Source organism: Acidovorax sp. sic0104 (assembly GCF_019219095.1).
GTDB lineage: Bacteria > Pseudomonadota > Gammaproteobacteria > Burkholderiales > Burkholderiaceae_C > Acidovorax.
Genome location: NZ_JAHUWH010000001.1, coordinates 220,727 through 244,775, shown reverse-complemented (window position 1 = coordinate 244,775; position 24,049 = coordinate 220,727). Strand labels below are relative to the sequence as shown.

25 protein-coding genes are annotated in these 24,049 nt (G+C 68.0%); 13 read left to right on the top strand and 12 right to left on the bottom strand.

Features of this window, described 5'->3' with window-relative positions; all coding sequences use genetic code 11:
• Positions 1 to 38: 38 nt before the first annotated feature.
• From KW835_RS01170 to KW835_RS01160, 3 genes are all read left to right on the top strand, one after another.
• Positions 39 to 896 carry an SDR family NAD(P)-dependent oxidoreductase gene (locus KW835_RS01170; RefSeq protein ID WP_255593175.1) on the top strand — a complete coding sequence of 286 codons (858 nt, stop codon included), beginning with the start codon at positions 39 to 41 and terminating at the stop codon, positions 894 to 896.
• A 77-nt stretch (positions 897 to 973) separates the two neighbouring features.
• Complete coding sequence (locus KW835_RS01165) at positions 974 to 1,966, top strand: tripartite tricarboxylate transporter substrate binding protein (RefSeq protein WP_255593174.1); 993 nt, start codon at positions 974 to 976, stop codon at positions 1,964 to 1,966.
• Between the two features lie 93 nt (positions 1,967 to 2,059).
• Complete coding sequence (locus KW835_RS01160; protein ID WP_218380448.1) at positions 2,060 to 3,016, top strand: DMT family transporter; 957 nt, start codon at positions 2,060 to 2,062, stop codon at positions 3,014 to 3,016.
• A 4-nt stretch (positions 3,017 to 3,020) separates the two neighbouring features.
• Here the strand turns inward: KW835_RS01160 and KW835_RS01155 are convergent, their stop codons facing one another.
• A complete protein-coding gene (locus tag KW835_RS01155; RefSeq protein ID WP_218380447.1) occupies positions 3,021 to 3,431 on the bottom strand; it encodes a cytochrome c family protein in 411 nt (136 codons plus the stop codon).
• 164 nt (positions 3,432 to 3,595) lie between these two features.
• On the opposite strand from KW835_RS01155, the gene KW835_RS01150 reads away from it, so the two are divergent.
• From KW835_RS01150 to KW835_RS01130, 5 genes are all read left to right on the top strand, one after another.
• Positions 3,596 to 4,171, top strand: a complete 576-nt coding sequence (locus KW835_RS01150) for a sigma-70 family RNA polymerase sigma factor (protein ID WP_218380446.1) — start codon at positions 3,596 to 3,598, stop codon at positions 4,169 to 4,171.
• Between the two features lie 16 nt (positions 4,172 to 4,187).
• Positions 4,188 to 4,979 (top strand): anti-sigma factor domain-containing protein, encoded by a 792-nt coding sequence (locus KW835_RS01145; protein WP_218380445.1) that lies wholly within the window; start codon positions 4,188 to 4,190, stop codon positions 4,977 to 4,979.
• A 116-nt stretch (positions 4,980 to 5,095) separates the two neighbouring features.
• Positions 5,096 to 6,028 carry a DUF3034 family protein gene (locus KW835_RS01140; protein ID WP_218380444.1) on the top strand — a complete coding sequence of 311 codons (933 nt, stop codon included), beginning with the start codon at positions 5,096 to 5,098 and terminating at the stop codon, positions 6,026 to 6,028.
• 31 nt (positions 6,029 to 6,059) lie between these two features.
• The gene (locus KW835_RS01135) at positions 6,060 to 6,536 is read left to right on the top strand and encodes a group 1 truncated hemoglobin (protein WP_370633572.1); all 477 of its coding nucleotides are present in this window, start codon (positions 6,060 to 6,062) and stop codon (positions 6,534 to 6,536) included.
• A 6-nt stretch (positions 6,537 to 6,542) separates the two neighbouring features.
• The gene (locus KW835_RS01130) at positions 6,543 to 7,313 is read left to right on the top strand and encodes a plastocyanin (protein ID WP_255593173.1); all 771 of its coding nucleotides are present in this window, start codon (positions 6,543 to 6,545) and stop codon (positions 7,311 to 7,313) included.
• A 115-nt stretch (positions 7,314 to 7,428) separates the two neighbouring features.
• Here KW835_RS01130 and KW835_RS01125 read toward each other — a convergent pair whose 3' ends face one another.
• From KW835_RS01125 to KW835_RS01090, 8 genes are all read right to left on the bottom strand, one after another.
• Positions 7,429 to 8,418 carry a c-type cytochrome gene (locus tag KW835_RS01125; RefSeq protein WP_218380442.1) on the bottom strand — a complete coding sequence of 330 codons (990 nt, stop codon included), beginning with the start codon at positions 8,416 to 8,418 and terminating at the stop codon, positions 7,429 to 7,431.
• A 174-nt stretch (positions 8,419 to 8,592) separates the two neighbouring features.
• Positions 8,593 to 9,672: an ABC transporter substrate-binding protein gene (locus KW835_RS01120; RefSeq protein ID WP_370633562.1), complete on the bottom strand. Its 1,080-nt coding sequence runs from the start codon at positions 9,670 to 9,672 to the stop codon at positions 8,593 to 8,595.
• A gap of 49 nt (positions 9,673 to 9,721) precedes the next feature.
• Complete coding sequence (locus KW835_RS01115) at positions 9,722 to 10,867, bottom strand: FAD-binding oxidoreductase (protein ID WP_218380441.1); 1,146 nt, start codon at positions 10,865 to 10,867, stop codon at positions 9,722 to 9,724.
• A complete protein-coding gene (locus tag KW835_RS01110; RefSeq protein WP_218380440.1) occupies positions 10,864 to 12,270 on the bottom strand; it encodes an NAD(P)/FAD-dependent oxidoreductase in 1,407 nt (468 codons plus the stop codon). The genes KW835_RS01115 and KW835_RS01110 overlap by 4 nt, the downstream gene beginning before the upstream one ends.
• Positions 12,267 to 12,593, bottom strand: a complete 327-nt coding sequence (locus KW835_RS01105) for a (2Fe-2S)-binding protein (RefSeq protein WP_218380439.1) — start codon at positions 12,591 to 12,593, stop codon at positions 12,267 to 12,269. Before KW835_RS01105 ends, KW835_RS01110 begins: the two co-directional genes overlap by 4 nt.
• 15 nt (positions 12,594 to 12,608) lie before the next feature.
• Positions 12,609 to 13,403 carry an ABC transporter permease gene (locus KW835_RS01100; RefSeq protein ID WP_218380438.1) on the bottom strand — a complete coding sequence of 265 codons (795 nt, stop codon included), beginning with the start codon at positions 13,401 to 13,403 and terminating at the stop codon, positions 12,609 to 12,611.
• A 5-nt stretch (positions 13,404 to 13,408) separates the two neighbouring features.
• A complete protein-coding gene (locus tag KW835_RS01095; protein ID WP_218380437.1) occupies positions 13,409 to 14,305 on the bottom strand; it encodes an ABC transporter permease in 897 nt (298 codons plus the stop codon).
• A complete protein-coding gene (locus tag KW835_RS01090) occupies positions 14,302 to 15,381 on the bottom strand; it encodes an ABC transporter ATP-binding protein (RefSeq protein WP_218380436.1) in 1,080 nt (359 codons plus the stop codon). The genes KW835_RS01095 and KW835_RS01090 overlap by 4 nt, the downstream gene beginning before the upstream one ends.
• Before the next feature lie 293 nt (positions 15,382 to 15,674).
• Between KW835_RS01090 and KW835_RS01085 the strand changes: the two genes are divergently transcribed.
• Complete coding sequence (locus KW835_RS01085; RefSeq protein WP_218380435.1) at positions 15,675 to 16,547, top strand: IclR family transcriptional regulator; 873 nt, start codon at positions 15,675 to 15,677, stop codon at positions 16,545 to 16,547.
• A 195-nt stretch (positions 16,548 to 16,742) separates the two neighbouring features.
• Positions 16,743 to 18,242 carry a sensor domain-containing diguanylate cyclase gene (locus KW835_RS01080; protein WP_218380434.1) on the top strand — a complete coding sequence of 500 codons (1,500 nt, stop codon included), beginning with the start codon at positions 16,743 to 16,745 and terminating at the stop codon, positions 18,240 to 18,242.
• An 84-nt stretch (positions 18,243 to 18,326) separates the two neighbouring features.
• Here the strand turns inward: KW835_RS01080 and KW835_RS01075 are convergent, their stop codons facing one another.
• On the bottom strand, positions 18,327 to 19,220 hold the full coding sequence (locus tag KW835_RS01075; RefSeq protein ID WP_218380433.1) for a LysR family transcriptional regulator: 894 nt from the start codon (positions 19,218 to 19,220) through the stop codon (positions 18,327 to 18,329).
• Positions 19,221 to 19,331: 111 nt separating this feature from the next.
• Between KW835_RS01075 and KW835_RS01070 the strand changes: the two genes are divergently transcribed.
• The gene (locus KW835_RS01070; protein ID WP_218380432.1) at positions 19,332 to 19,739 is read left to right on the top strand and encodes a hypothetical protein; all 408 of its coding nucleotides are present in this window, start codon (positions 19,332 to 19,334) and stop codon (positions 19,737 to 19,739) included.
• Between the two features lie 26 nt (positions 19,740 to 19,765).
• Here the strand turns inward: KW835_RS01070 and KW835_RS01065 are convergent, their stop codons facing one another.
• Entirely contained in the window at positions 19,766 to 20,599 is an 834-nt protein-coding gene (locus tag KW835_RS01065; RefSeq protein WP_218380431.1) for a sigma-70 family RNA polymerase sigma factor, read from the bottom strand.
• 93 nt (positions 20,600 to 20,692) lie between these two features.
• Between KW835_RS01065 and KW835_RS01060 the strand changes: the two genes are divergently transcribed.
• Positions 20,693 to 21,301: an ATP-dependent Clp protease proteolytic subunit gene (locus tag KW835_RS01060; protein WP_218380430.1), complete on the top strand. Its 609-nt coding sequence runs from the start codon at positions 20,693 to 20,695 to the stop codon at positions 21,299 to 21,301.
• Between the two features lie 24 nt (positions 21,302 to 21,325).
• Here the strand turns inward: KW835_RS01060 and KW835_RS01055 are convergent, their stop codons facing one another.
• Positions 21,326 to 22,231 (bottom strand): LysR family transcriptional regulator, encoded by a 906-nt coding sequence (locus KW835_RS01055; protein WP_218380429.1) that lies wholly within the window; start codon positions 22,229 to 22,231, stop codon positions 21,326 to 21,328.
• Between the two features lie 269 nt (positions 22,232 to 22,500).
• Between KW835_RS01055 and KW835_RS01050 the strand changes: the two genes are divergently transcribed.
• A complete protein-coding gene (locus KW835_RS01050) occupies positions 22,501 to 24,048 on the top strand; it encodes an aldehyde dehydrogenase family protein (protein ID WP_370633571.1) in 1,548 nt (515 codons plus the stop codon).
• Position 24,049 lies beyond the last annotated feature (1 nt).

Sequence of the window (24,049 nt, the reverse complement as noted above, 5' to 3'; positions counted from 1 at the left end):
GCCCTGAGGGGCCCACAAAGACAAGGAAAGAGACATTCATGGCGACAACAGAAAATGCAAGTGCTCCCGCCGCGTACTTCCCGCCGCTCGATGCCCTGCCCGGCCGGGGCCGTGTGGCCGGCGGGGTGGCCCTGGTATTCGGCGGCGGATCGGCCGGGCCCGGCTGGGGCAACGGCAAGGCGGCGGCCATGGTCTATGCCCGCGAAGGCGCGCGCGTTGCGGTGGTGGACATCCGCCGCGAGGCGGCCGAGGAAACCCGTGCCCAGCTGTACGCCGAGGGCTTCGACACCGAGGCCTACGCCGCAGACGTCACCGACTCCGCCGCCGTGGCGGACGTGGTTCGGCGCGTGCATGCACGCTTTGGCGCCATCGACATCCTGCACAACAACGTGGGCATCACGCGCATGGGCAGTGTGGTCGACATGGACGAGGCCACGTGGCAGCAGGTGATCGACACCAACCTCACCGGCGTGTTCCTCACCTGCAAGCACGTGGTGCCGGTCATGCTGGCGCAGGGGCGCGGCGCCATCGTCAACATCTCGTCGCTGGCGTCTCAGCAGATCAACAGCTACCCCTACATGCCGTACTACGCGGCCAAGGCGGGCCTGAACCATTTCACCCGCGCACTGGCCGTGCAGTACGCGGCCAGGGGCATCCGCGCCAACGCGGTGCTGCCGGGCGTCATCGACACGCCGCTCATCCACCAGCAGATCGCCGGCCAGTTCGCCAGCACCGAGGAGATGCTGCGCACCCGCAACGCCGCCAGCCCCATGGGGCGCATGGGGCAGGCCTGGGACGTGGCGTACACCGCGCTGTTCCTGGCGAGCGACGAGGCGCGCTACGTGACGGGCGTGTGCATTCCGGTGGACGGCGGCAAGGCGTGCGCGGGCAGGTAGGCCTTCACGGCCCGGCACTTCCATGTCCCGACCTTTCAATGTTCCTTTCATTCCAACAATCGCAGGAGACAACACCCATGGACAAACAACGAATGAACCGCCGCGCTGCCGCAGGCGCCGTGCTGGCACTGATGGCGGCCGCAGCCGTGCTGCCCGCCGCAGCGCAGGGCGCCTTTCCCGACAAGCCGATCAAGCTGGTGGTGCCCTTCCCGCCCGGCGGCACATCGGACATCAGCGGCCGGGTGCTGGCCGATGCGCTGTCCAAGGAGCTGGGCCAGCCCGTCATCGTGGAGAACAAGGCCGGCGCAGGCGGCTCGGTGGGCGCGCGCTTCGTGGCCGAAGCCAAGGCCGACGGCTACACGCTGCTGCTGGGCACCACCAGCACCAATGGCACCAATTCGGCCGTGTACAAGAACCTGAGCTTCGACGCGCTCAAGAGCTTCACGCCCATCACCCGCATCCTGTCGGTGCCCGGGGTGCTGGCCATCAACAAGAGCTTCTCCGCCAAGAATTACGCGGAGTTCGCCAAGCTCGTGGGCCAGTCCCCCGGAAAGTATTCGTATGCGTCGTCGGGCAACGGCGGTGCCACGCACATGGCGATGGAATACTACAAATCGCTCAGCGGCCTGCGCGTGGTGCATGTGCCCTACCGCGGCACGGGCCCGGCGCTCAATGATGTGATCGGCGGCCAGGTCGAGATGATCTACGACACGCTCGCATCGTCCATGCCGCATATCAAGGCCGGCAACCTGGTTCCCATGGCGCTGGCCACGCCCCAGCGCCTGAAGGAGCTGCCCGATGTGCCCACGTTCGCGGAGCTGGGCCTCAAGAGCGCCAACGAAGGCTTCTGGAACGGGGTGCTCGCGCCTGCAGGCCTGCCCGCCGATGTGCTGGAGAAGCTGCACGGCGGCATCGTGCGCGCGCTGCGCACCCAAGGCGTGCAGGACAAGTTCGCGGCCGCCGGTGCCATCGCGGTCGAAGACACGCCCGCAGCCTTCACCAAGATCATCGCCGACGACATCGTGAAGTGGAAGAAAGTGGCCGAGACGAGCCACATCACAGCCGATTGATCTGCACCCGCCGCAGCGCGCCGTCGCCGCGCTGCATGGCGGCAGTGCCCATCGGCGTGGGACGGCGGGCCGGGGCACGGCTATAACCGTCGCATGACTCTCTCCTGGATTGCCTGGGCCTGGATTCCCCTCACGCTGTGGGCCGCACTGGCGCAGACTGCGCGCAATGCGGCGCAACGCTCGCTCACGGCCGAGCTGGGCACGCTGGCTGCCACGCTGGTGCGCTTTCTGTACGGCCTGCCGCTGGCCACCGCCTGGGTGGCGGGGCTGACCTGGTCGGGCGCGGGCAGCGTGCCGCAGTTCAACGGGATGTACGCCGCCTGGCTGGCCATGGGGGCCCTCACGCAGGTGGGCGCCACGGCCTTTCTGTTGCTGGCCATGAAGGAGCGCAACTTCGTGCTTGCCGTGGCCTATTCCAAGACCGAAGTCCTGCAGGTGGCGCTTTTCTCGGCCGTACTGCTGCACGAGCTGCCGGGCACACTGGCCCTTGGCGCCATGGGTGCCGCCACGGTGGGCGTGGTACTGCTGTCGCTGCCGCCCGGCGGCTGGCGCGCCCTGGGGGCGGGGCTGGCGGCGGCGCCCGGTGGCGGGCGGGGCAGCAGCCGGCTGGTGGTGTTCGGGCTCGCGTCGGGCGCCTGCTTCGCGCTGGCGAGTGTCGGGTTTCGGGGGGCATCGCTGGCGCTGGCCGATGCCAACGCGGGTGTTGCGCCCTGGGTGGCGGGCGCCTGGGGCGTGTTCTGGGCGCAGCTGTTGCAGTCGGTGGTACTGGGCGGCTGGCTGCTGGCGCGGCAGCCGGGCGTGGCGAGTTCGATCGCGCGGGCGTGGCGCATGTCCGTGGTGGCGGGCTCGATGGGGGCGGTGGCGTCCATCGCCTGGTTCACGGCGTATGCCATGCGGCCTGCGGCGGACGTGCGCACGCTGGGGCTGGTGGAGGTGCTGTTCAGCTACCTGGTTTCGCGCCGCGTTTTCCGCGAGCGCCTGACGCGCACCGAAGGCGTGGGCCTGGCGCTGGTGGTGGCGGGGCTGGTGGGGATCTGCGCGCAGTGGTAGGGCGTCAAGGCAGCCGCTTGAGAGTGGCCAGGTATGCCACCACGTCCTCCCGGTCGCGCTCGCTGTCCAGGCGGTAGTCCATGCCCTGGCCGGGGATCAGCGCCTCCGGGTCTGTGAGCCAGGCCTTGAGCGTGGCGCGCGTCCACAGGATCTTGCTGTTGCGCAGCGCGGGCGAATAGTCAAAGTCCCGGAGCGCACCGGCGCGCCGCCCCACCACGCCGCGGTGCGCGGGGCCGTCCTGATGCTTGTCGGTGCTGTGGCAACTGGCGCAGTGGACGGCGTACACGGCCCGGCCGCGTTCCACGGACTGGGCGATTGCAGGGGAGCCGGCGGTTGCCAGCAGTGCGGCAAGCAGCCCGGCTGCCCAGGCGGCATGTGTTCTGGCTTCGGCGCGGCCGTCAAAGGTGGGAGTCATCAGGTGGCTTGGTGGGGCTATCCCCGGTATACGGGGCACGAGGCGTGCCGGATTCAGCTTTCTATCTGCCCGTCGGGGTGAATCCAGTGGCGTGCCTGTGGCGTATTCACCTACACGGCCTGTCTCGGCACCGAGAAGACGGACCTATCCCAGACAATGGGCGCATGAGCACCCTGTACACGGACAGTGAACTGATGAACCTCCTGGACCGCATCGCCGCGCGAGACGACTCCGCGCTGAAAAGCCTGTACGAGAGCACCTCGTCCCGGCTTTTCGGCCTGGCGCTGCGCGTGCTGCGCAACCGCGATGCGGCAGAGGACGTACTCCAGGAATCCTTCCTGACCATCTGGCGATCCGCTGGCAACTACCGAGCGTCGCTCAGCCCGCCGATGGCGTGGATGGGGCTCATCGTGCGCAGCCGGGCGCTCGACGCCCTGCGCAAGCGCAGCAGCGACCGGGCCGACCTGATGAACGAGCTGGACGACACCCTGGCGGACACGCTGGAGGGCGACAGCACCAACCCGATGGACGCTACCGACGCGAGCGAACAGGCCTTTGCTCTGCACCAGTGCCTGGGCAAGCTCGAAAACAAGCAGCGCGAGGTGGTCAGCCTGGCCTACCTGCGCGACCTGAGCCACGGCGACCTGGCCGAGCAGCTCAAGCTGCCCTTGGGCACCGTCAAGACCTGGATCCGGCGCGGGCTGGAACAGTTGCGCGCCTGCATGGCGCGGTACGCCTGAGCCTGGAGGCTTAGCCATGAACATCTCCCGACACCCTGAATTGCTCGACCGGCTGGCGGCCAGCTATGCGCTGGGCACGCTGCGCGGCGGCGCGCGCCGCCGGTTCGAAACCCTGGCCCGCGACCAGGCCCCCGTGCGGGCTGCTGCGCTGGTGTGGCAAAGCCGGTGGTCCGGCCTGACCGAGCTGCAGGAGCTGGCCCAGCCGTCTTCGCACGTCTGGACCCGCATCCACAACCTGGTCGAGGCGGACAAGGCCGCCCAGGCGATGCAGGCCGCCCATGCATCCCCAGCGCCCGTGCCCGCCATCAGCTGGTGGCACAGCCTGCTGGTGTGGCGCGGCGCAGCCGCAGCAGGTGCGCTGGCCACGGTGGTGGCGGTGGCCGTCGGCGTGCAGGTGCACGGTGCGCTCAAGGCCACGTCGGGCCAGCAGATCGCCACGCTGCAGCAGCAACTGCAGGCCACCCCGCAGATCCAGTACGTGGCCGTGCTGGCGGACGACAAGGCGGCCGCATCGATGCTGGTCACCTTCGACCCCAAGAACAACCAGCTGGTGCTGCAGCGCGTGGGCGGCTTCCAGGAAGGCGCAGACAAGTCACTGCAGCTGTGGGCGCTGCCGCCCGCGGGCGGGCCGCGGTCTCTCGGTGTGCTGGGGCAGGAAAAGCTGCTCAAGCTGGTGGCGGGTGAAGCCGACGTCAGGCAGGTGCCAGCGCTGGCCATCAGTCTGGAGCCCAAGGGTGGTGTGCCCAGTGCCACGGGGCCGACCGGGCCGGTGCTGTTCAAGGGCGAACTGATCCAGCGCCAGCTGTAGCAGTCCTCGGGCGGCTGGGTCGATGCCGCCAAAAAATTCTGTCGTTTTTGAATCCGGTGAGCCCCACGCGCCGTAAGTTAGGTGCAACATCCACTTACAAACATCCGGAGATCACGATGAAACTCAAGCTCCACTGCGCCGCGCTGGCGGTGCTGGCGATGGGCGCCACGCTGGCACAGGCCGACACCGGCAAGCTATTGCTCACCGGCGGGGTCAGCACCATCGGAGGCTCGGCCGGCGGCGGGCTAACGCCCTGGGCCGTGATCGGCACGAACGCCACGGCGGGCGAGGTTGGCTACAGCGGCTATGCCACGCGAGCGGCCACGCAGGACTACAGCCTCACGGGCTACGGCGTGGCCTTGGGCCTGCATGACCGGGTGGAGCTGTCGCTGGCCCGTCAGGATTTCGACGCCTCGCCCGCGCTGGCCCTGAACGGCATTGCGCCTTTCGGCGTTGCCCCGGGCCAGCACATCAGGATGGACGTGGTGGGCATCAAGGTGAAAGTGGCAGGCGATGCCATCCTGGACGCCGACAGCCTCATGCCGCAGATCGCCGTGGGCCTGGAGCACAAGCGCACCCACCCGGGCTCCATCGGCTCAGTGCTCGATTTTCTGGGCATCAGGACCAGCGGCACCGACGTCTACGTGAGCGCCACCAAGCTGCTGCTGTCGCAGAGCCTGCTGCTCAATGCCACGCTGCGCTCCACCAACGCCAACCAGAACGGCCTGCTGGGTTTCGGCTCGGCCGCACCCGGCAAGAACAGCCGCAGCCTGCAGCCCGAGTTTTCCATCGCTTATCTGCTGAGCAGGAACCTGGCCGTGGGCGCCGAGTACCGCTTCAAGCCCAACAACCTGCAGGCGCTGGGCGCCGCCGCCGGCCTGGGCGCCGCGCTGCGCGAGGATGACTGGAAGGACATCTTCATCGCCTGGGCTCCCAGCAAGAACCTGTCGCTCACGCTTGCCTACGTGGATCTGGGGCGCATCGTGCCGGGCATCACCAACAACCGCCGCCAGACGGGCTACTACCTGTCGGCCCAGGTCGCGTTCTGACGTTCCGAATGACGCACAGGAGTACCTCATGATGAACAAACACCACCTCGTCGCCCTCGGCCTGTCCGCCATGGTCTGCCTTGCTGCCCCTGCCGCCATGGCGCAAGGCGCGCTCACGTCTGCCACGGCTGCCACCACGGCAGCTGCCCCCCCCGGCCTGTACCTGGCACTGGGCGAAAAGCCCGGCATCACCCGCCTGATGGACGATTTCGTGAACCGCCTGGTCAAGGACCCGCGCATCGGCGGCCATTTCAAGGACGTGAAACCCCAGGCGCTCAAGGAGAGCCTGACGGACCAGATCTGCCAGCTCAGCGGCGGGCCTTGCAAATACGAAGGCGCTGACATGAAATCGGCCCATGCCGACATGGATATCCAGAAGGGCCATTTCAACGCCCTGGTGGAGGTGCTGCAAAGCGCCATGGATGCCCAGGGCATACCCTTCGCCCAGCAAAACCGCTTGCTGGCCCTGCTGGCCCCCATGCACCGGGATGTGATCACCGTCCGTTGAACCGCCATGAAAAATACTATTGTTTTGATAGCTGCTGCCGCTGTGTGGACAAGCGCCAACGCCGGAAATGTGCAGATCCAGGTGCTGGACCGCGACGGCAAGCCCGTGTCCGACGCCGTGGTGGTGGTCTACCCCGGCACCACCACCGGTGCGCAGCCCAGCCTGCTGCAGGCCAGTCCGACCATCGAGCAGGAAAAGATGCGCTTCATACCGGCGGTGACGGTCGTGCCGGCGGGTGCCACGGTGCGCTTTACCAACCAGGACCGCTGGGATCACCACGTGCGCGGCAACCCCGCGGGCGTGGCCCCGGCTGCCGCGCCGGGGACAGCGGCTGCCAGCAGCACGAACTTCGAGTTGCGCCTGGCAGGCAAGGCCGACGGCAAGCCGGCCAACTCCGCCGACGTGAAGCTCGATGCGCCCGGCGTGGTGCTGCTGGGCTGCCACCTGCATGGCTCCATGCGCGGCCATGTGTTCGTGACCGATTCCGCCTGGACGCTCAAGACCGACAACGACGGCATTGCGCGTTTTCCTGCCGTGCCGGACGGCGCGGCCCAGGTGCGGGTGTGGCATGCCGAACAACTCGTGGATCTGCCACGCAAGTCGCTGAACGTGGTGCCCGGCCCTGTGTTGGACACAGTGCAGCTGAGCGTGGTGCCGCGCGTGCGCCGCGCGCCGCCCGCTGCGCCGGGCGGGCCTGGCAATGCACCTGGCGGGCCAATGGGCTCGTACAGCCAGGCGCCGGCATCACACGGAGCCCACGCGCACTCCGGTAGCTGAGTTCTGCAAAAGACAACACCGTCTACGCCAAGCTTGCTCTGGGGCCGCGCAGGGTTTAGACGGGCTCAGCCCGAGCGGTGGGGGCGATGCGGCGCAGTGGAGACCTTGCCTGCGCTCAACCTGGCAGCCTGAGCCCGCCCGGCCCGGACTGCACGGTGTTGGCGCTGCTCTTGTCACCACCCAGTGCCGGGGCACTCACGCTGCCCTGTTTCACGCTGCCGGCCGGTGCGTTCAGGTACAGATACAGCGCCTGCGCATCCGTGTCGCTCAACTGTCCCAGCGATTCGAAAGGCATCACCTGGATGGGCGTGCCGTCGGGCCGCTTGCCGGTGCGCAGCATGGCGATGAAACTGGCGGCGCTGGGGTAGCGTGCCATGGCGCTGTCGGCATGCTGGCTGCCAGGGCGGATGTCCGCGGCTGCAGGCCAGTCCGGCGGGCCGCCGGGGATCTTGCCGCCCTCCAGCGTCGCACCGTGGCAGCCGATGCACATGTTGGCCACGTACTGTCCGTTGGCGAGCGTCACGCCGGCCGGCACCGGGCGTGATGGCGCGAGCTGGTGGTCGATGCGCGCGGCCGCATCGGGGATCACGCCCAGGCCGTACAGCACCCATGCGGGGCGGGGCAGTTCCACCACGGCCTGTGCCGTGCCGTCCTGTGGCGGCAACTGGCGCACGTACGACACGAGCGCGTTGAGGTCGTCATTGGTGAAGCGGTTGTAGTCTTCGCTGGGCATCACCATCACGGGCCGGCCGTTGGGCTTGACGCCGTGGCGGATCACGCTGTTCCAGTCTTCCGGCTGGTAGCGGCCCACCACGCCGGCCGATGTGATGTTGGGACCGACGATGCGCGTGCCCTTGCCGTCGTTCACGAACTCGCGGCCCGTGCCCTGCGCGCCGTGGCAGTCGGTGCAGCCGCGCGATGCATAGAGGTAGCGGCCGCGTTCGATGGTCTGCGCGTCGGTGGTGTAGGCCACGGGGCGGGGCTTGATGTCGATGTAGCGGTTGCGCCGCTGTTCGGCCAGGTACAGGCCGCTGGCCGCGGTGGCTGCAACGATCACGCCCAGCAGCAGCGCGCCGCCTGCAGTCCATTTGATCCAGCGTTTCATGGTGGAGACCCTCTTCTTCGATTGAATTCCGTGTTCAGGCGGCGGATTCTGAAGTCGAAGTAGCGGTTTGAGACACCCTGCTTTCGCAGGGTGTGGCGGGGCCGGTGATTTTTGTCACAAACGGCCCGCCCGTGTGGGCCGACGCGCCAGCCGCCCCCTGCGCCACGTGCTCGCTCAGCGCTCGATGGTCTTGTTCCAGCGGGTGTTCCAGGCAGGGCGGTTCGCGTTCACGCTGTCCCAGTCCAGCGTCACGGCGTTCTTCATCCACTGGCTGATCTGCGCCACCTGCGCTGCGCCTTCGCCCACGGCCGGCGCCTTGGGGTTGGTGGGGATCTGCGCGCCGAACTGCAGCACGTTGGCCTGCGCCAGCGGGCTCAGCAGAAACTCGGCCAGCTTCTGCGCCAGCTCGGGCTCGCTGTTCTTGGCGATCACGCACTGGCCGGTCATGAGCACCACCGAGCCCTCCTTGGGCTGCGCGTACTCCACCGGAATGCCCCTGGCCTTGAGCGCGGCGACCGCCGTGGGCGTGAGCGGGAACATCGCGGCTTCACCTGTCTGCACCATCTCGGAGATCTTGGCCGAGCTCGGGATGTACTCGAGCACGTTGGGGCCGATGGTCTTGGCCCAGTTGTTGAAGCCCGGCTCCACGTTCTTGTCGTTGCCGCCCTGGATGCGGTTGAACATCAGGAAGCCATGCAGCCCGAACGACGAAGACGGCATGGACTGGAACACCACCTTGCCCTTGTACTTGGGGTCCGCGAAGTCCATCCACGAGGTGGGCGCGGCCCAGCCCTTCTCGGTGAACATCTTGGTGTTGTAGGCGATGCCGGTCATGCCCAGGCTCACGCCGCTGGCCAGGTCGTCCTTGAAGCGGGCTGCCGGGTAGATGTCGTTCAGGTGCGGGTTGGGGCGCTGCTTCTCGCACAGTCCCATGCCCATGGCGCGCACCATGATGCCGTCGTCCAGGAACATCACGTGCATCTGCGGCTTGTCCTTGTTGGCCTGGGCCTTGGCCAGGATGTCCGACGAAGTGCCGGGCACCACCACCACCTTGGCGCCGTACAGCTTCTCGAACGCGGGGAAGACGTACTGGGTGTACGCCTTTTCCATCGTGCCGCCGTTCATGCCGATGTACAGCGTCTTGGTTTGCGCCGCAGCGGTGCCGGCGGCCAGGGTGGCGGCCGCGGCCAGCATGGCGGTGGCTGCGAGCTTGCGGCGTGTGGAGCGCAGCGATGGAGCGGGAGCGAAGGTCATGGTGATTTCCTTTCAGGGGTAGGGGCGTGCAGGGATGAGGTTGGAGTTGTCAGGGGGTCACGGCGTCCGGCACATCGAACCGGGCCAGAGAAAACGCATCGATCGGCGTGCTGGTGTGCCCATCGCGCGCCAGTTCGGCCAGCACCTCGCCCACGGCGGGGCCAATCTGGAAACCCGCGCCCGCAAAGCCGAAGCCGTGGATCAGGCCGGGCGTGGTGCGGCTCTTGCACAGCACGGGCTGGCGGTCGGGCAGGTAGCCTTCGGTGCCGCTCCAGGTGCGGATGAAGTGCGCGTGCTTCAGCGCAGGCAGCAGCTCGATGGCCTGCTCCGTGAGCGATGCGATGGCGCCGCGCTCCGAGCGGGCGCGGTCGGCATCGAGCCAGAAGCCCGAGCCGCCGCCCAGCACCAGGTTGCCGCGCGCCACCTGGCGGCAGTAGATGCCGCCGCCTTCCACGCCCAGGCTCCATTGCATGAAGTAGGGCAGCGGCTCGGTGACCATCATCGCGGGGTGGCCCGAGCGCAGGGGCACCGGCTCTCCAAACTGCTCGGCCATCGCGCCGGCCCAGGCGCCCGCGCAGTTGAGCACCACGGGCGCCTGCACCTGCAGCGCCTGGCCGGAATGCAGCGTGAAAAGGTGTTGGCCGTCGTGCTCGATGCGCGTGAGCGGCGAGCGTTCGAGGATCTGGGCGCCGGCGCGTCGTGCCGCCAGTGCGAAGGCGGGGGACACCAGGCGGGGGTTGGCCTGCCCATCGTCCACACACAGTGAACCGCCCACGGCCTTGCCGCCCAGCCATGGGCATTGCGCGCGCAGGCGCTCGCCGCCGATCAGCTCGATGCCCAGATCGAAGTCACGGCTCAAGTCGGCGTAATGCTCCAGAGAGCCCATGTCCGCCTCGCTGCGTGCGATCTTGAAGTGCCCCGTGCGCGCATATTCGCCGTCGGTACCGATCAGCTCGGGCAGGCGCGCCCAGATCTGGTGGGCGCGCTGCGCCAGCGGCAGCTGGCTCAAGGGCCGGCCCTGGCGGCGCACGCCGCCGTAGTTCACGCCGCTCGATCGTGAGCCGCACAGGTCGCGTTCGAGCAGCACCACGTCCACGCCTTTGCGGCGCAGCGCCAGCGCGGCGGATGCCCCCACGATGCCGCCGCCCACAATGGCGACGTCGGTCTTGATGGTGCGAGGGAGGCTGGTGCTCATGCGCTGGCTCCCGCATCAGCGGCCTGCCGCGACTGCAGGTGAATCGGTACCGGCTTGATGGGCGCCTGACCGCGCAGCCGGCCCACCAGTTCTACGGGCTTGCCAGTCGCCTGCGCCAGGATCTCGGCCGCCGCCACGCCGCAGCTGCGGCCCTGGCAGCGGCCCATGCCCACACGGGTGAGGGCTTTGAGCCGGTTCATCTCGTCGGCGCCAGACTCGCGCACGCAGGCGCGCAGCTCGCCGGCCGACACGTTCTCGCAGCGGCACACCACCAGCGCATCGGGCGCTTGCGCGGCCCAGTCGGTGGGGAAGGGAAAGGCCCGTTCCAGTCCCCGGCGGAACTTCACCAGGCGGCCGAGCTGGGCCTGCAGCGTTTGCATGCGCGCTGCGTCCACGGCCATGCCGTGGTCCTGCAGCAGCGTCAGCGCGGCCAGCTCCCCCGCCCACTCCGCCGCGTCGGCACCCAGGATGCCCGCGCCATCGCCCGCCAGGTACACGCCCTGCACGCTGCTGCGGCCGGTGGCATCGCGCTCGGGCAGGTGGGCGCGGTGCAGGGGTGCCCAGGCGAAGCGGCAGCCCAGAAGGTCGGCCAGTTGCGTTTCGGAGCGCAGCGCGTAGCCAAGGCCCACTGCGTCGCACTGGATCGTGTGTTCGCGCCCAGCACCATCGGCCCACGCCACGCCGGCCACGCGGCCATCGCCCAGCACGCGTGCGGGTCGGATGCCGCTGTGGATGGGCACGCCGTGCGCGCGCAGCCAGCCCACGTAGTAGACGCCTTTGGCGAACACCGCAGGCTGTGTGAGCATGGCGGGCACGGCGGCCAGCTGGTCGGAAAAGCGCGCGGTGTCGAGCACCGCTGCGACCATGGCACCGGCCTTGGCGTACTGGTAGGCCACCAGGTACAGCAGCGGGCCCGTGCCCATGAGCACCACGCGACTGCCGATGGCGCAGCCCTGGAATTTGAGCGCCACCTGCGCGCCGCCCAGCGTGTAGACACCCGGCAGCGTCCAGCCTGGCAGGGGCAGCACGCGATCGGTGGCTCCGCTGGCCACGATGAGCTGGCCGTAGGGCACTGTGCGCGTGGTCTGCGTGGGGCCGTGCAGTACGTCCAGCAGGCCGCCCTGTGCGTTCCACACCAGGCTGTCGGGCCGGTAGTCGATCTGTGCGCGCAGGCCGTCCAGCGTGCCGTGCAAGGCGGTTGCGCGCGCAGCCTCGGTGCCGTACAGCGTGGCCGCAGCACGTGTGAAATGTGCAGGCGGGCGGCGGTAGATCTGCCCGCCGCCACGCGCGGCTTCGTCGATCAGCACCGGCCGCACGCCGTGCGCCGCCAGCGTCTGCGCGGCGCGGATGCCGGCCGGGCCTGCGCCCACGATCACGGGTTGCAAGGCAGGCGCCGTCGTCATGGCTGGCCCCCGATGGCAAAGGTGGCCGCATCGGCGGCTTCGGTGCGCAGCGCCATGCCGGCTGTGATGAAGGTGCTGCAGGCGCGCAGGCGCTCGCCGCTGTCGGTCGTCACCCAGCAGTCCTGGCAGGCGCCCATCAGGCAAAAGCCTGCGCGCGGCTCATGGCTGAACTCGTTGCGTCGCAGCTGTGCGCGCTGGGTGAGGATGGCGGTCAGCACAGTGTCGCCTTCCAGCGCCGTGGTGGGGCGCCCGTCCAGCGTGAAGGGCACGGCGTGGCGCGTGGTCTCTGCCACGCGGTGCAGCAAGGCGGTATTCACAGTCATTGCAGTCGTGTCCATCTACTTCCGTCCGACGAGGACACGGTCCAGGCCATACACGCGGTCCAGCAGCACCATGGCAAACGCCGTCACCGCCACCATCAGCGCCGACACGGCCGCCATCAGCGGGTCGATGGACTCGGTGGCATACATGTACATGCGCACCGGCAGTGTCACGGTGCTGGGCGAGGTGACGAAGATCGACATGGTCACTTCGTCAAAGCTGTTGATGAAGGCCAGCATCCACCCGCCCGTCACGCCCGGCAGAATCATCGGCAGCGTGATGCGTGTGAACACCGTGGCCTGGCTCGCGCCCAGCGACAGGGCGGCGTGCTCGGCACTGCGATCGAACCCCACCAGCGCCGCCACCACCAGGCGCAGTGTGTAGGGCGTGACGATGAGCGCATGCGCCACTACCAGCCAGCCAAAGCTGCCCGTGCCACCAATCAGCGCAAAAAGCCGCAGCAGAGCCACGCCCAGCACCAGGTGCGGAATGATGAGCGGCGACAAAAACAGGCCGTTGAGGAAGCCGCGCCCGGGAAAGTCGTAGCGCGTGATGGCGATGCCGGCAGGCACGGCCAGCACTGTTGCCAGCGTGGCCGATGCCAGGGCCAGCCACAGGCTGTTCCAGAACGACTGCACGAAATCGGGGTGCTCGAACACCGCCTTGAACCAGCGCAGCGAGAACTCGGTGGTTGGCAGCGTCAGCGTGTTGTGCGGCGTGAAGGCGACGATGCACACTACCAGCAGCGGGGCCAGCATGAAGGCGATGACGAGCGCGTTGAACGCGAGGGCGATGGGACCGTTCTTGTGCATCTTGGTTATCCCAAAGACTTCTTGTAGCGGCCTTCAACCAGTCGGTTGTAGCTCAGCATCACCACCAGGTTGGCCACCAGCAGCGTCAGCGCAATCGCGGCGCCCAGCGGCCAGTTCAGCTCGTGCAGGTACTCGTCGTACACCACCGTGGCCACCATCTTCAGCCGCCGCCCGCCCAGCAGGCCGGGAATGGCGAACGAGCTGGCCGCGAGGCCGAACACGATCAGGCTGCCCGACAGGATGCCCGGCAGCACCTGCGGCAGCACGATGCGCCGCAGCGTGGTGAAGGGCGAGGCCTGCAGCGACAGCGCGGCGTTCTCCACGCCCGGGTCCAGCTTCTGCAGCGATGTCCACACGGGGATCACCATGAAGGGCAGCATCACGTGCACCAGCGCCACCACCACGGCGATCTCGGTGTAGAGCATCTTCACCGGGCCGATACCGACCAGGCCGAAGGCCGCATTCACCAGCCCCTCGGGGCCGAGCAGCATGCTCCAGCCAAAGGCCCGCACCACCACCGACACCAGCAAGGGCGCCAGCACCACCAGCAGCAGGATGGAGCGCCACGGGTTGCGCATGCGGCTGAGCACATAGGCTTCGGGCGCTCCGATGGCCACGCAGATCAGCGTGACCAGCCCGGCGATCCAGAACGTGCGCCAAAAGATCGCGTGGTAGTAGGAGTCGGCAAACACATGGCGGTAGTGCTCCAGCGTGAACTCGCCCGCCTTCGCCCCCGTTGCCGGGTCGAACGCGTTGAACGACAGTACCGCCGTGAGCACCAGCGGCACCAGCAGCAGCACGGTGAACAGCAACAGCGCCGGCCCGGACAGCCACCAGGGCATGGCCTTCTTGCCCAGAAGTGGGTGGGGCGCCGCGGACAGGGGTGATGGAGTGGCTGTCATGGCCTGGCCTCTGCGGTGGCTTCATCGGCAGGCAGCAGGCGCATGCAGTGATCGGGCCAGTCCAGGCCCGTGCGTTCGCCTTCATCGAGTGCGCTGCGGCCGTCATTGGGTGCGAGCACCATGAGGTCGCCCATGGGGGTGCCCACGCGATACAGCCACTGGCTGCCCAGGAAGAAGCGCTCACACACCGCGCCGTCGATGCGGCCTTGCACCGCAGGCACCAGTTGCAGCTTTTCCGGTCGCACGCTCAGCAGCACGGCTGCGCCCGGGCGAAACTGCGCGCCTTCCACCCGCACTTCGATGGGCCCGGCGCCCACATGGGTGTGCGTGCCGGTCGCCGACGTCACCTTGCCGGGCACCAGGTTCGCCTTGCCCACGAAGGTGGAGATGAAGCGCGTGCGCGGGTGCTCGTACACGCGGTGCGGGTGGTCGATCTGCGTGGCACGGCCGGCCTCCATCACCACCACGCGGTCGCTGATGGACATGGCCTCGCTCTGGTCGTGCGTGACCATCACCGTGGTGGTGCCGACCTTGCGCTGGATCTGGCGCAACTCGAACTGCATCTCCTCGCGCAGCTTCGCGTCCAGGTTGGACAGGGGCTCGTCGAGCAGCAGCACCGGCGGCTCGATGACCAGCGCGCGCGCCAGGGCCACGCGCTGGCGCTGGCCGCCGGAGAGTTCGCGCGGGTAGCGGCCTGCGTGCTTTTCCAGATGCACCAGCGCCAGGGCCTGGGCCACGCGGTCCTTGCGCTCGGCCTTGGGCACCTTGCGCATCTCCAGGCCGAAGCTCACGTTGCCGGCCACCGTCATGTGCGGGAAGAGCGCATAGCTCTGGAACACGATGCCCAGCCCGCGCGTGTTGGCCTTGGCGTGCGTGATGTCGCGCCCGGCCAGCTCGATGCGGCCGCTGCTCACCGCCTCGAAACCCGCCACCATCTGCAAGGTGGTGGTCTTGCCGCAGCCCGAAGGGCCGAGCAGGGAGACGAACTCGCCTTTTTCCACCGTGAGGTTCATGGACTGCACCGCACAGGTGCCGCCGTAGAACTTGGTCACATTGGTGAGTTGGAGGAAGGACATGGGGGCCTTTCTTCGGGTTCCGGTTTCTTGCCAGGCGCGTGCTCTGGCGGCACGGCGCATGGATGTCTTTGTGCCGGGCGGCCTCTGCCGAACAAGGTGCCTTGGCACCGCTGCACCGCCGCGGTGCATGGATTGTTCAGGGTGGAGATGCCCGGCGTTTTCAGTTCACTCTATTGCAACAACCGAACCAGATCGCACGGGGTATTCCATTAATCAGAATTTTTCTTCAAATTATTCCGATGATTGGAATATCAAGGGTAAAATGAACCCCATTTATTCCGCAGGAACGATGCATGGAAGCAGCAACCGCAGGCACGGGTGGCGTACCCCGGGTCTTTGCCCTCATCCGCGCCCTGGTGGCCGTCCAGGCCGAGGGCGGCCGGGTCACCCAATTGGCGCGTGCCATCGGCCTCACGCAGGGCACCACGCACCGTTTGCTGCAATCGCTGGTGGCCGAAGGCATGGTCGAACAGGACGAGCGCAGCAAGCTCTACCGGTTGAGCATGGACTTCTTCGCCCTGGCTGCGCGCGCCGGCAACCCGGGCGACCTGCGCAGCCTGTGCCGCCCGGCGCTGCTGCGGCTGTGCGGCAGCCTGGGAGACAGCATCTTTTTGCTGGCGCGCAGCGGGTTCGATGCGATCTGCCTGGACCGCAGCGAGGGGCCCTTTCCGATCCGTTCGTTCACCGGCGACATCGGTGGCCGCGTGGCGCTGGGGGTGGGGCAGGGCGCGCTGGCCATCCTCGCGTTCCTGCCCGAGGCCGAGCGCGAAGAAGTCATCCGCTTCAATCTCTCGCGCGTGCGCGAGTACGGGGTGTACGACGAGGTGTACCTGCGCACCGAGATCGAGCGCGTGCGCCAGCAGGGCTACGCTGGCCGCAACACGGGCTTGCTCGAAGGCATGGCTGGCGTGGCGGTTCCCATCTGCGACCGCGAAGGCCGTGCCGTGGCGGCGCTGAGCGTGGGCACCATCGCCGACCGGCTGAATGCCGACCGCATGCCCACCGTGGTGGAACTGCTCAAGCGCGAGGCGGCGGCCATCGGGCCACGGATCAATCCTTTCGATGCGACCTTGAGAAGGCCTGCGCAGAGCCTGGCGGGCTCGCCGCCCGAGCAGCGCTTCACGCCCGGTGCGGACCGGCCCTCCGCGGCGGGGCATCCGGACTGACGCTGCACCACATTGCCGCCTTTTCCTGATCCATCGTCTGCATGAATGTCCCCGTTCTACCCGGTCGCTCGTCAGGATGGGGACGGGTCGGAGAAGAGAAACCAGTCACGCCGGGGGAGTAACCTGTTGCAATGTCTGCCTGTACGGCAGTGTTCGCGCGCACACAGGGTCGGATGCGAGAGGGAAGTGATAAGAATGAAGCGTGATGTTCGCCTGGCTGCGCTGCTGCTGATCGTCGTGGTTCTGTCGGTATCCGCCACCACCGCGTGGCAGATATGGTCTGCGCGGGAGCATGCGCTGGACGAAACCGATACCCAGAACCTCAATCTGGCGCAGACGCTCAACACCTACACGGATGGTGTCATCACCCAGAGCGCTATGTTGCTGCTGGGGATTGCGGAGCGGCTGGAAGAGGACGGCACCGGGCCCGTGCATCTGCAGCGGCTGCAGCGCCTGATCGACCGGCAGGAGCATCTGCTCAATCAGCTCAACGGCCTGGTCGTCTATGACGCCACCGGCCGCTGGCTCATGTCCTCCACCGGCCCCGTGCCAGCGCAGGCCAGCAGCGTGGACAGGGACTTCTTTGCTCACCACAGGGGCAGCCCGTCCACCGACGCCTTCATCGGGCCGGCAATCAGGAGCCGCTCCACCGGCGACTGGGTCATCACCGTCAGCCGGCGCTTCGATGACAGGCAGGGGCGCTTTGCCGGCGTGGTGGTGGTCAGCCTGGGCATCCGGAATTTTCTCGAGCAGTTCGGCAAGGTTGACGTGGGCACGCAGGGAGCCATCGGACTGTCCACGACCGAAGGACAGATGCTGGTGCGCTACCCGTACCGCGAGCAGGACATGGGCCGCGACTTCTCCAAGTCCGCGAACTTCCAGCGCTTCTACACGGGCGCCGTGTCCGGCACGGCGTCGTTCAAATCGGGCATCGATGGCATCCAACGGCTGTATGCCTACCGCAAGAGCGACCGCTACCCCGTCACCACGACCGTGGCGGTCGGCAGGGACGAGGTCCTTCAGGGCTGGCGGAGACAGGCCTTCCTCACCGCAGGTGTGGTGGGCGCGCTGCTCGTGGGCATCACGGTCATCGGCTGGCATCTGCTGATCGATATCCGCCGCCGCACGCGCGCCGAAGCGTCGCTGGTTGCCGCGCGCGAAGACCTGATGCGGGTCAACCAGAAGCTGGAAACCCTGGCCGCTCAAGACCAGCTCACGGGCCTGGCCAACCGCCGGTGCTTCGACGACACCTTGCGTACCGAATGCCGCCGCGCCAGCCGGGAGGGCGCGCCGTTGTCGCTGATGCTTATCGATGTGGACCACTTCAAGGGATTCAACGACACCTATGGCCATGTCCAGGGCGATGCCTGCCTGCAGGCCGTGGCCCGCTGCCTGGTGCAACACGCCCAGCGGCCGGGAGACCTGGTGGCGCGCTACGGCGGCGAAGAACTGGCCATCGTGCTGCCCCACACCGATCTCGATGGGGCGTTGGTGGTGGCCGAGGTGGTGCGCAGGCAGGTGGAGGCATTGGCCGTGCCGCACAGCGCCAGTTCGTTCGGCTGCGTCACGGTGAGCGTGGGGGCGGCAGCGATGGCTGGGCCCTACGAAGAAGGCTGCGAGCGGCTGCTGATCGAAGCGGCCGACGGCGGCCTGTACCGGGCCAAGGCGGCGGGACGCAACCGGACTTCGGCCTGATCAACCCCCGGTGCGCCCGAAAGAGTCCGGAAGCGCCCGAATGCACCCCCAAGCGCCACACGCAATTGCGTGGCGAGAGACACGCTAGGCCGCGCCGCCCTGCTGCGCGGAGGCGAGCAGCTGGCGCACCAGCGGGTGGTGCTGCCCCCGGCGCGACCAGATGGCATGTACTTCCTCGTGGATGCCGGGGCAGTCCCCCAACAGGCGAAGTCCCCGCACCAGAGCCACATCCTGGGCGCCCATCCGGCTCACGGGGAAAACGCCCATCCCCCGCGCAGCGAACACGGCCAGCAGAGCGCTGTCTTCAAACTCCCCCACCACCCGGGGCCGCACGCCGAGGTCCTCGAACCAAAGGTCCAGTGTGGCGCGCAGGGGTGAATGGACGGTTGGCAACAGCACGGGCAGGTCCTGAAGCGACTGAGGAAATGCATCGCGGGCCTGCTTGCGGACCAGCGACGACGGTCCGTACCACTGCAAAGCGGAGCGGGCGATGCGCTCGCCGGCCAGGCGCTGTTGGGGGTTGCGCGGCGCAGCCTGGCCTGCCAGCACCACGTCCAGCTGATGCAGGGCCAGTTCGGAGAGCAGCTCGTCGAACTCGCCCTCGTGGCAGACCAGGCGCAGGCGAGGCGTGGCCAGCACCGGCTCCAGCAGCGCGTGCGCGGCCAGCTTGGAGATGCCGTCGGACAGGCCTACCGTGAGCCGTGCGACCTGGGCACTGCCCGCTTCGCGCACTTCGCTGGCGATGCCTTGCCCCAGCTCGAAGATCTCTTCGGCCCGCGCATACGCGGCCGCACCCGCTTCGGTCAGTGCAACGCCGCGGCCCGAGGGTTTGAACAACTGGTGGCCCAGCGCCTTTTCCAGGTCGCGCACCTGCGCGCTGATGGTCTGAACGGCCATCTCCAGGCGGTCCGCGGCACGGGCAAAGCCGCCTTCCTTTGCAACCATCCAGAAGTAGTAGAGGTGGCGGTAGTTCAGCATGCGCTTTGTTCTCATTCGGAAAAACCGAATGGTAAGTTCGATACAGCCTGGTGTGTTCCGATCGCCGACATCCCCATACTCGGCGATTGCCATCTTGAAAGGACGCATTCGATGTTTTACGCAATCAGCTGGTTTCTGTCGTTCATGCTGCTGGCCCTGTGGTCGGTGGCCTGCTGGGGCGTGCATGCGGTGACTGTGTGGGCCGTGTCGAGCGCAGGAGCATTGTCGGCCGGGACTTCCGCCATGAATGCAATCCTGGTGCCCGAGTGGATCAGGGCATGGATACCGCCCCAGCTCACCCAGGAGTTCGAGGCCTTGATCGCTTCGGTCGGCCCGGTGGTTCAGTCGGCTCTGGAGGCTGTCCCCGCGCTGTCGGGCGCCGTGTCGGTGATGGCGTGGGCCATCTGGGGCCTGGGCGCGGTGGTACTCGTGGCACTCGCGGTGGGCGCGCACCTTTTGATCGCGGTGTTCAAGCGCCCACCGGCCGCAGGCAACGCACCAGTTGCCGCAGCCCGGTAAGCGTATCAGCCGGTGCGGCTGTTCGCCTACAGCAGTGCGGCTTGTCCGGCTTGTGCCTCGCAGGCGTCGTTGTGAACACCCAGCGGAACCACGCACAGCACCACGCCATCGAGCGTGAGCACAAGGCCCAGTTGGCCGCCTGCCTGTACCAGGCCGCAGGTGGTCGACGGTGTGGCGGTAGCGTGTGTAGCAGCGGCGCAAGCCCCGGCGCCTGCATGCGCCACGGCACGGACGGGCGGCTGGCGCAGCATGGCCCACAAAGCCTGGGCGTCCCGCAGCTGCAGCGATTGAAGGTACACGCGAAACAGCGTGTCTTCGTGCGGAGCGAGGTCGCCGTCCGGGCCGGCCCCGGCCTGGCCTGCCGCAGGCTGCTGCCGCTGCAGCAGCAGCTTTTGCAGCGCCCTGCGCACCTGCTGGCGGGTGGCCGCTTCGGCCTTGCCACTGGCCTGCGCGATCTCGGCATGGCTGGCTTCGAACACCTCATGCAGCAGCAGCGCAGCGCCTTCGGCGGGGCTCAGGCAGGCCGCGAGCAGGCGCAGGGCGCGTGCGACGTCACTGGCCAGTGCTGCTTCGGCCTCGGCCGACGGCGCTGCCGCCGGCACATCGCTGCTGCGGGATTGCGCTTGCCATTGCTGCATCCAGTCGCGCCGGCGTAGTTTGTCGATGGCCAGGTGGCGCACGACGGTCAGCAGCCAGGCCTGCGCGGCGTTGAGGCCCCCGATGTCTGACTCCAGCGCGCGGATGTAGGCGTCCTGTACGGCATCCTCTGCCTCGGCAGGGCCCAGCAGGCGGGTGGCCGCGCGCACCAGGTGGCGGCGGTCGGTGTCCAGCAGCAGCGCCGCCCAGTGTTCGTCATGCATCGGCAAATCTTGCCACAGCGCCGCACTGTGGGCGGATGTCACGAAATGGCCGTGCCGTTCGTCAAGCCAGTTCCAACCCCAAGGATCTTGCCCATGGACACCACCCCTGAAACTGCAGCCCCCTCCAACGCTACCGAGCCACGCACCTCCTACCTGGAAGAAAAGGCTTTCAAGGCGCGTACCTTGCTCGTCTTCGGCGCCATCAACGATGTGATCGCTGCCGACGTGACGCGCAGGCTCATCGCGCTGGACGCGGAGAGCGCCGCGCCCATCGATCTACTGGTGAGCTCGCCGGGCGGCCATCTCGAGTCCGGCGATGCGATCCACGACATCGTGCGTTTCATCGGCGCGCCGGTGAACATGATCGGCACCGGCTGGGTCGGCAGCGCCGCCACGCACCTGTATCTGGCCGTGCCGCGGGAGCGGCGCTACTGCCTGCCGAACACACGGTTTCTGATCCACCAGCCCAGCGGCGGGGCGGGCGGGCCGGCCAGCGACATCGCCATACAGGCCCGCGAGATCGTGCGGGCCCGCGAGCGCATCGCCCGCACCATCGCCCGCGAGACCGGCAAGCCGCTGGAGGTGGTTCTGGAGGACATCGAGCGCGACCGCTGGCTGTCCGCCGAGGAGGCAGTCGCCTACGGGCTGGTGTCTCGCATCATCGAGCGCAAGACCGAGCTCAAGGCCCCCGCCCTGGAATGACCTCGTTCCCGGACGCGCGCCGGCTCATGCCTGCCGCTGCCCGGCGCACTCCTGCACCACCCAGTCCCGGAACGCTTTCACGAGCGGGGTCTGCGCCCGCGCCTCGGGGTACACCAGGTAGTACGCATCGCTGCTGGTGAGCACCTGGTCCGACAGCTCCACCAGGCTGCCCGACGCCAGCTCCTGTTCGATCAGAAAGCGGGGCAGCAGCGCCGCGCCCAGGTGGGACACGGCTGCCTGGGCGATCATGGCGAAGTGTTCGGACTGGGGGCCGCGCAGGGCCAGCGCCGTGGGCGCCCCCACCAGGTCGAACCATTCGGCCCACTGTGTGGGGCGGGTGCTTTGCTGCAGCAGCACGGCGCGGGCCAGGTCCTGCGGGAAGCGGATGCCGTGGCGGTCGCGGTAGGCGGGGCTGCACACGGGCACGGTTTCCTCGTGCATCAGGTATTCGCACACAGCACCGGCCCAGTGCGGTGCCCCGAAGTGGATCGCAGCGTCGAACGGCGTGCCGGCAAAGTCGAATGGCTCTGTGCGGGCCGAGAAGTTGACCATGGCCTCGGGGTGCAGCGCCATGAAGCGCCCCAGGCGCGGAATGAGCCAGCGCGTGCCCAGCGTGGGCAGCACGGCCAGGTTGAGCAGGCCGTCGGTGCTGGAGAACGCCATGGTTTTCTGCGTGCTGGCCGACAGCTGCTGCAGCACCGCCTGCACGTCGGCGGCGTAGATGCGGCCCGCGTCGGTAAGCACCACGCGCTGGCGCACCCGGTGGAAAAGGGCGGTGCCCAGTTGTTCCTCCAGCTGCCGGATCTGCCGCGATACGGCACTTTGGGTGAGGTGCAGCTCCTCGGCAGCGCGCGAGACGCTCTGGTGGCGGGCTGCCGCTTCGAACGCCAGCAGATCGGCGGTGGACGGCAGGAAGGAGCGGCGCAACATGGTCATGCGTGTAGGGAATGATGGCCGAGGCGGATCGCAGCGCTTGATGGCAGCCAATGCTGGCGGGGCTTGCAAGGTGGGTGCTGGTATTTTCGGCTACTTCATTCCGGTTTGCTATCAAGTAGTTCCGTTTTTTTGCTATCCAGCTCGGCGCGATTGACGGATATTGGCGCATTGCGTCGTGCAGAGCCTGTCCTGTCCCAGCAGTCCGCTGCCCTTCTTGCCGCCCTTTTTTACGTTGCCCTTTCTTGCGAGCCGCCATGTCCGCCATCCCTGCCACCTCTGCCGCTAACCCACTCGTGACCGAAGTCGATCAACTGCTGCAGCGCCTGGGCGTGCCGCGCGCGGCCTACAGTGGCGGCAGCCTGCCGGTGCGCTCGCCCATCACGGGCGAGGCGATCGGTGCGGTGCCAGAGGTATCGCCCGTTCACGCCACGGCCGCGATCGGCCGCGCACATGCTGCTTTTCTGGTGTGGCGCAATGTGCCCGCGCCCCGCCGCGGCGAGCTGGTGCGCCTGCTGGGCGAAGAGTTGCGCGCTGCCAAGGCTGACCTGGGCCTGCTCGTCACCATCGAGGCGGGCAAGATCCCATCCGAAGGCCTGGGTGAGGTGCAGGAGATGATCGACATCTGCGACTTTGCCGTCGGCCTGTCGCGCCAGCTGTACGGCCTGACGATCGCCACCGAGCGTGCGGGCCACCGCATGATGGAAACCTGGCACCCGCTGGGTGTGTGCGGCGTGATCTCGGCCTTCAACTTCCCCGTGGCCGTGTGGTCATGGAATGCGGCACTGGCGCTGGTGTGCGGAGACTCGGTGGTCTGGAAGCCGTCCGAGAAGACCCCTCTGACCGCGCTGGCCACGCACGCCATTGCGCAGCGCGCCGTGGCCCGCTTCAACCGCGAGGCCGGCGGCGGTGCGCCCGAGGGCTTGCTGGAGCTGCTTATCGGCCAGCGCGACATCGGCGAGGAACTGGTGGACGACGCCCGCGTACCGCTGGTGTCGGCCACGGGTTCCACCGCCATGGGTCGCGCCGTCGGCCCGCGCCTGGCCGCACGATTCGCACGCGGCATCCTGGAGCTGGGCGGCAACAACGCCGCCATCGTGGCCCCGACCGCTGACCTGGACCTCGCGCTGCGCGGCATCGCCTTTGCCGCCATGGGCACGGCAGGGCAGCGTTGCACCACGCTGCGCCGCCTGTTCGTGCACGAGAGCATCTACGACCAGCTGGTGCCGCAGCTCGCCAAAGTGTATGCCAACGTGCAGGTGGGCGACCCGCGCGCGGCCGGCACGCTGGTGGGGCCGCTGATCGACCGCCAGGCGTTTGACGGCATGCACAAGGCCCTGGAGCAAAGCCGCGCGCTCGGTGCCAAGGTGCACGGCGGTTGCCGCGTCGAGGGCATCGGGGGCCCTGACGCCTACTATGTCCGCCCGGCGCTGGTGGAGCTCAAGGCGCACGAAGGCCCTGCGCTGCACGAGACCTTCGCGCCCATCCTGTATGTGGTGCGCTACGGCACGCTGGACGAAGCCATCGAGATGAACAACGCGGTGGGTGCGGGCCTGTCGTCGTCGATCTTCACGCTCAATGTGCGCGAGGCCGAGCAGTTCATGTCGGCTGCCGGCTCGGACTGTGGCATCGCCAACGTGAACATCGGGCCCAGCGGAGCCGAGATCGGTGGAGCCTTCGGCGGCGAGAAGGAAACCGGCGGCGGGCGCGAGGCGGGGTCGGACAGCTGGAAGGCCTACATGCGCCGGGCGACGAACACCATCAACTACTCCACCGCGCTGCCGCTCGCGCAGGGCGTCGTTTTCGACGTGTGAG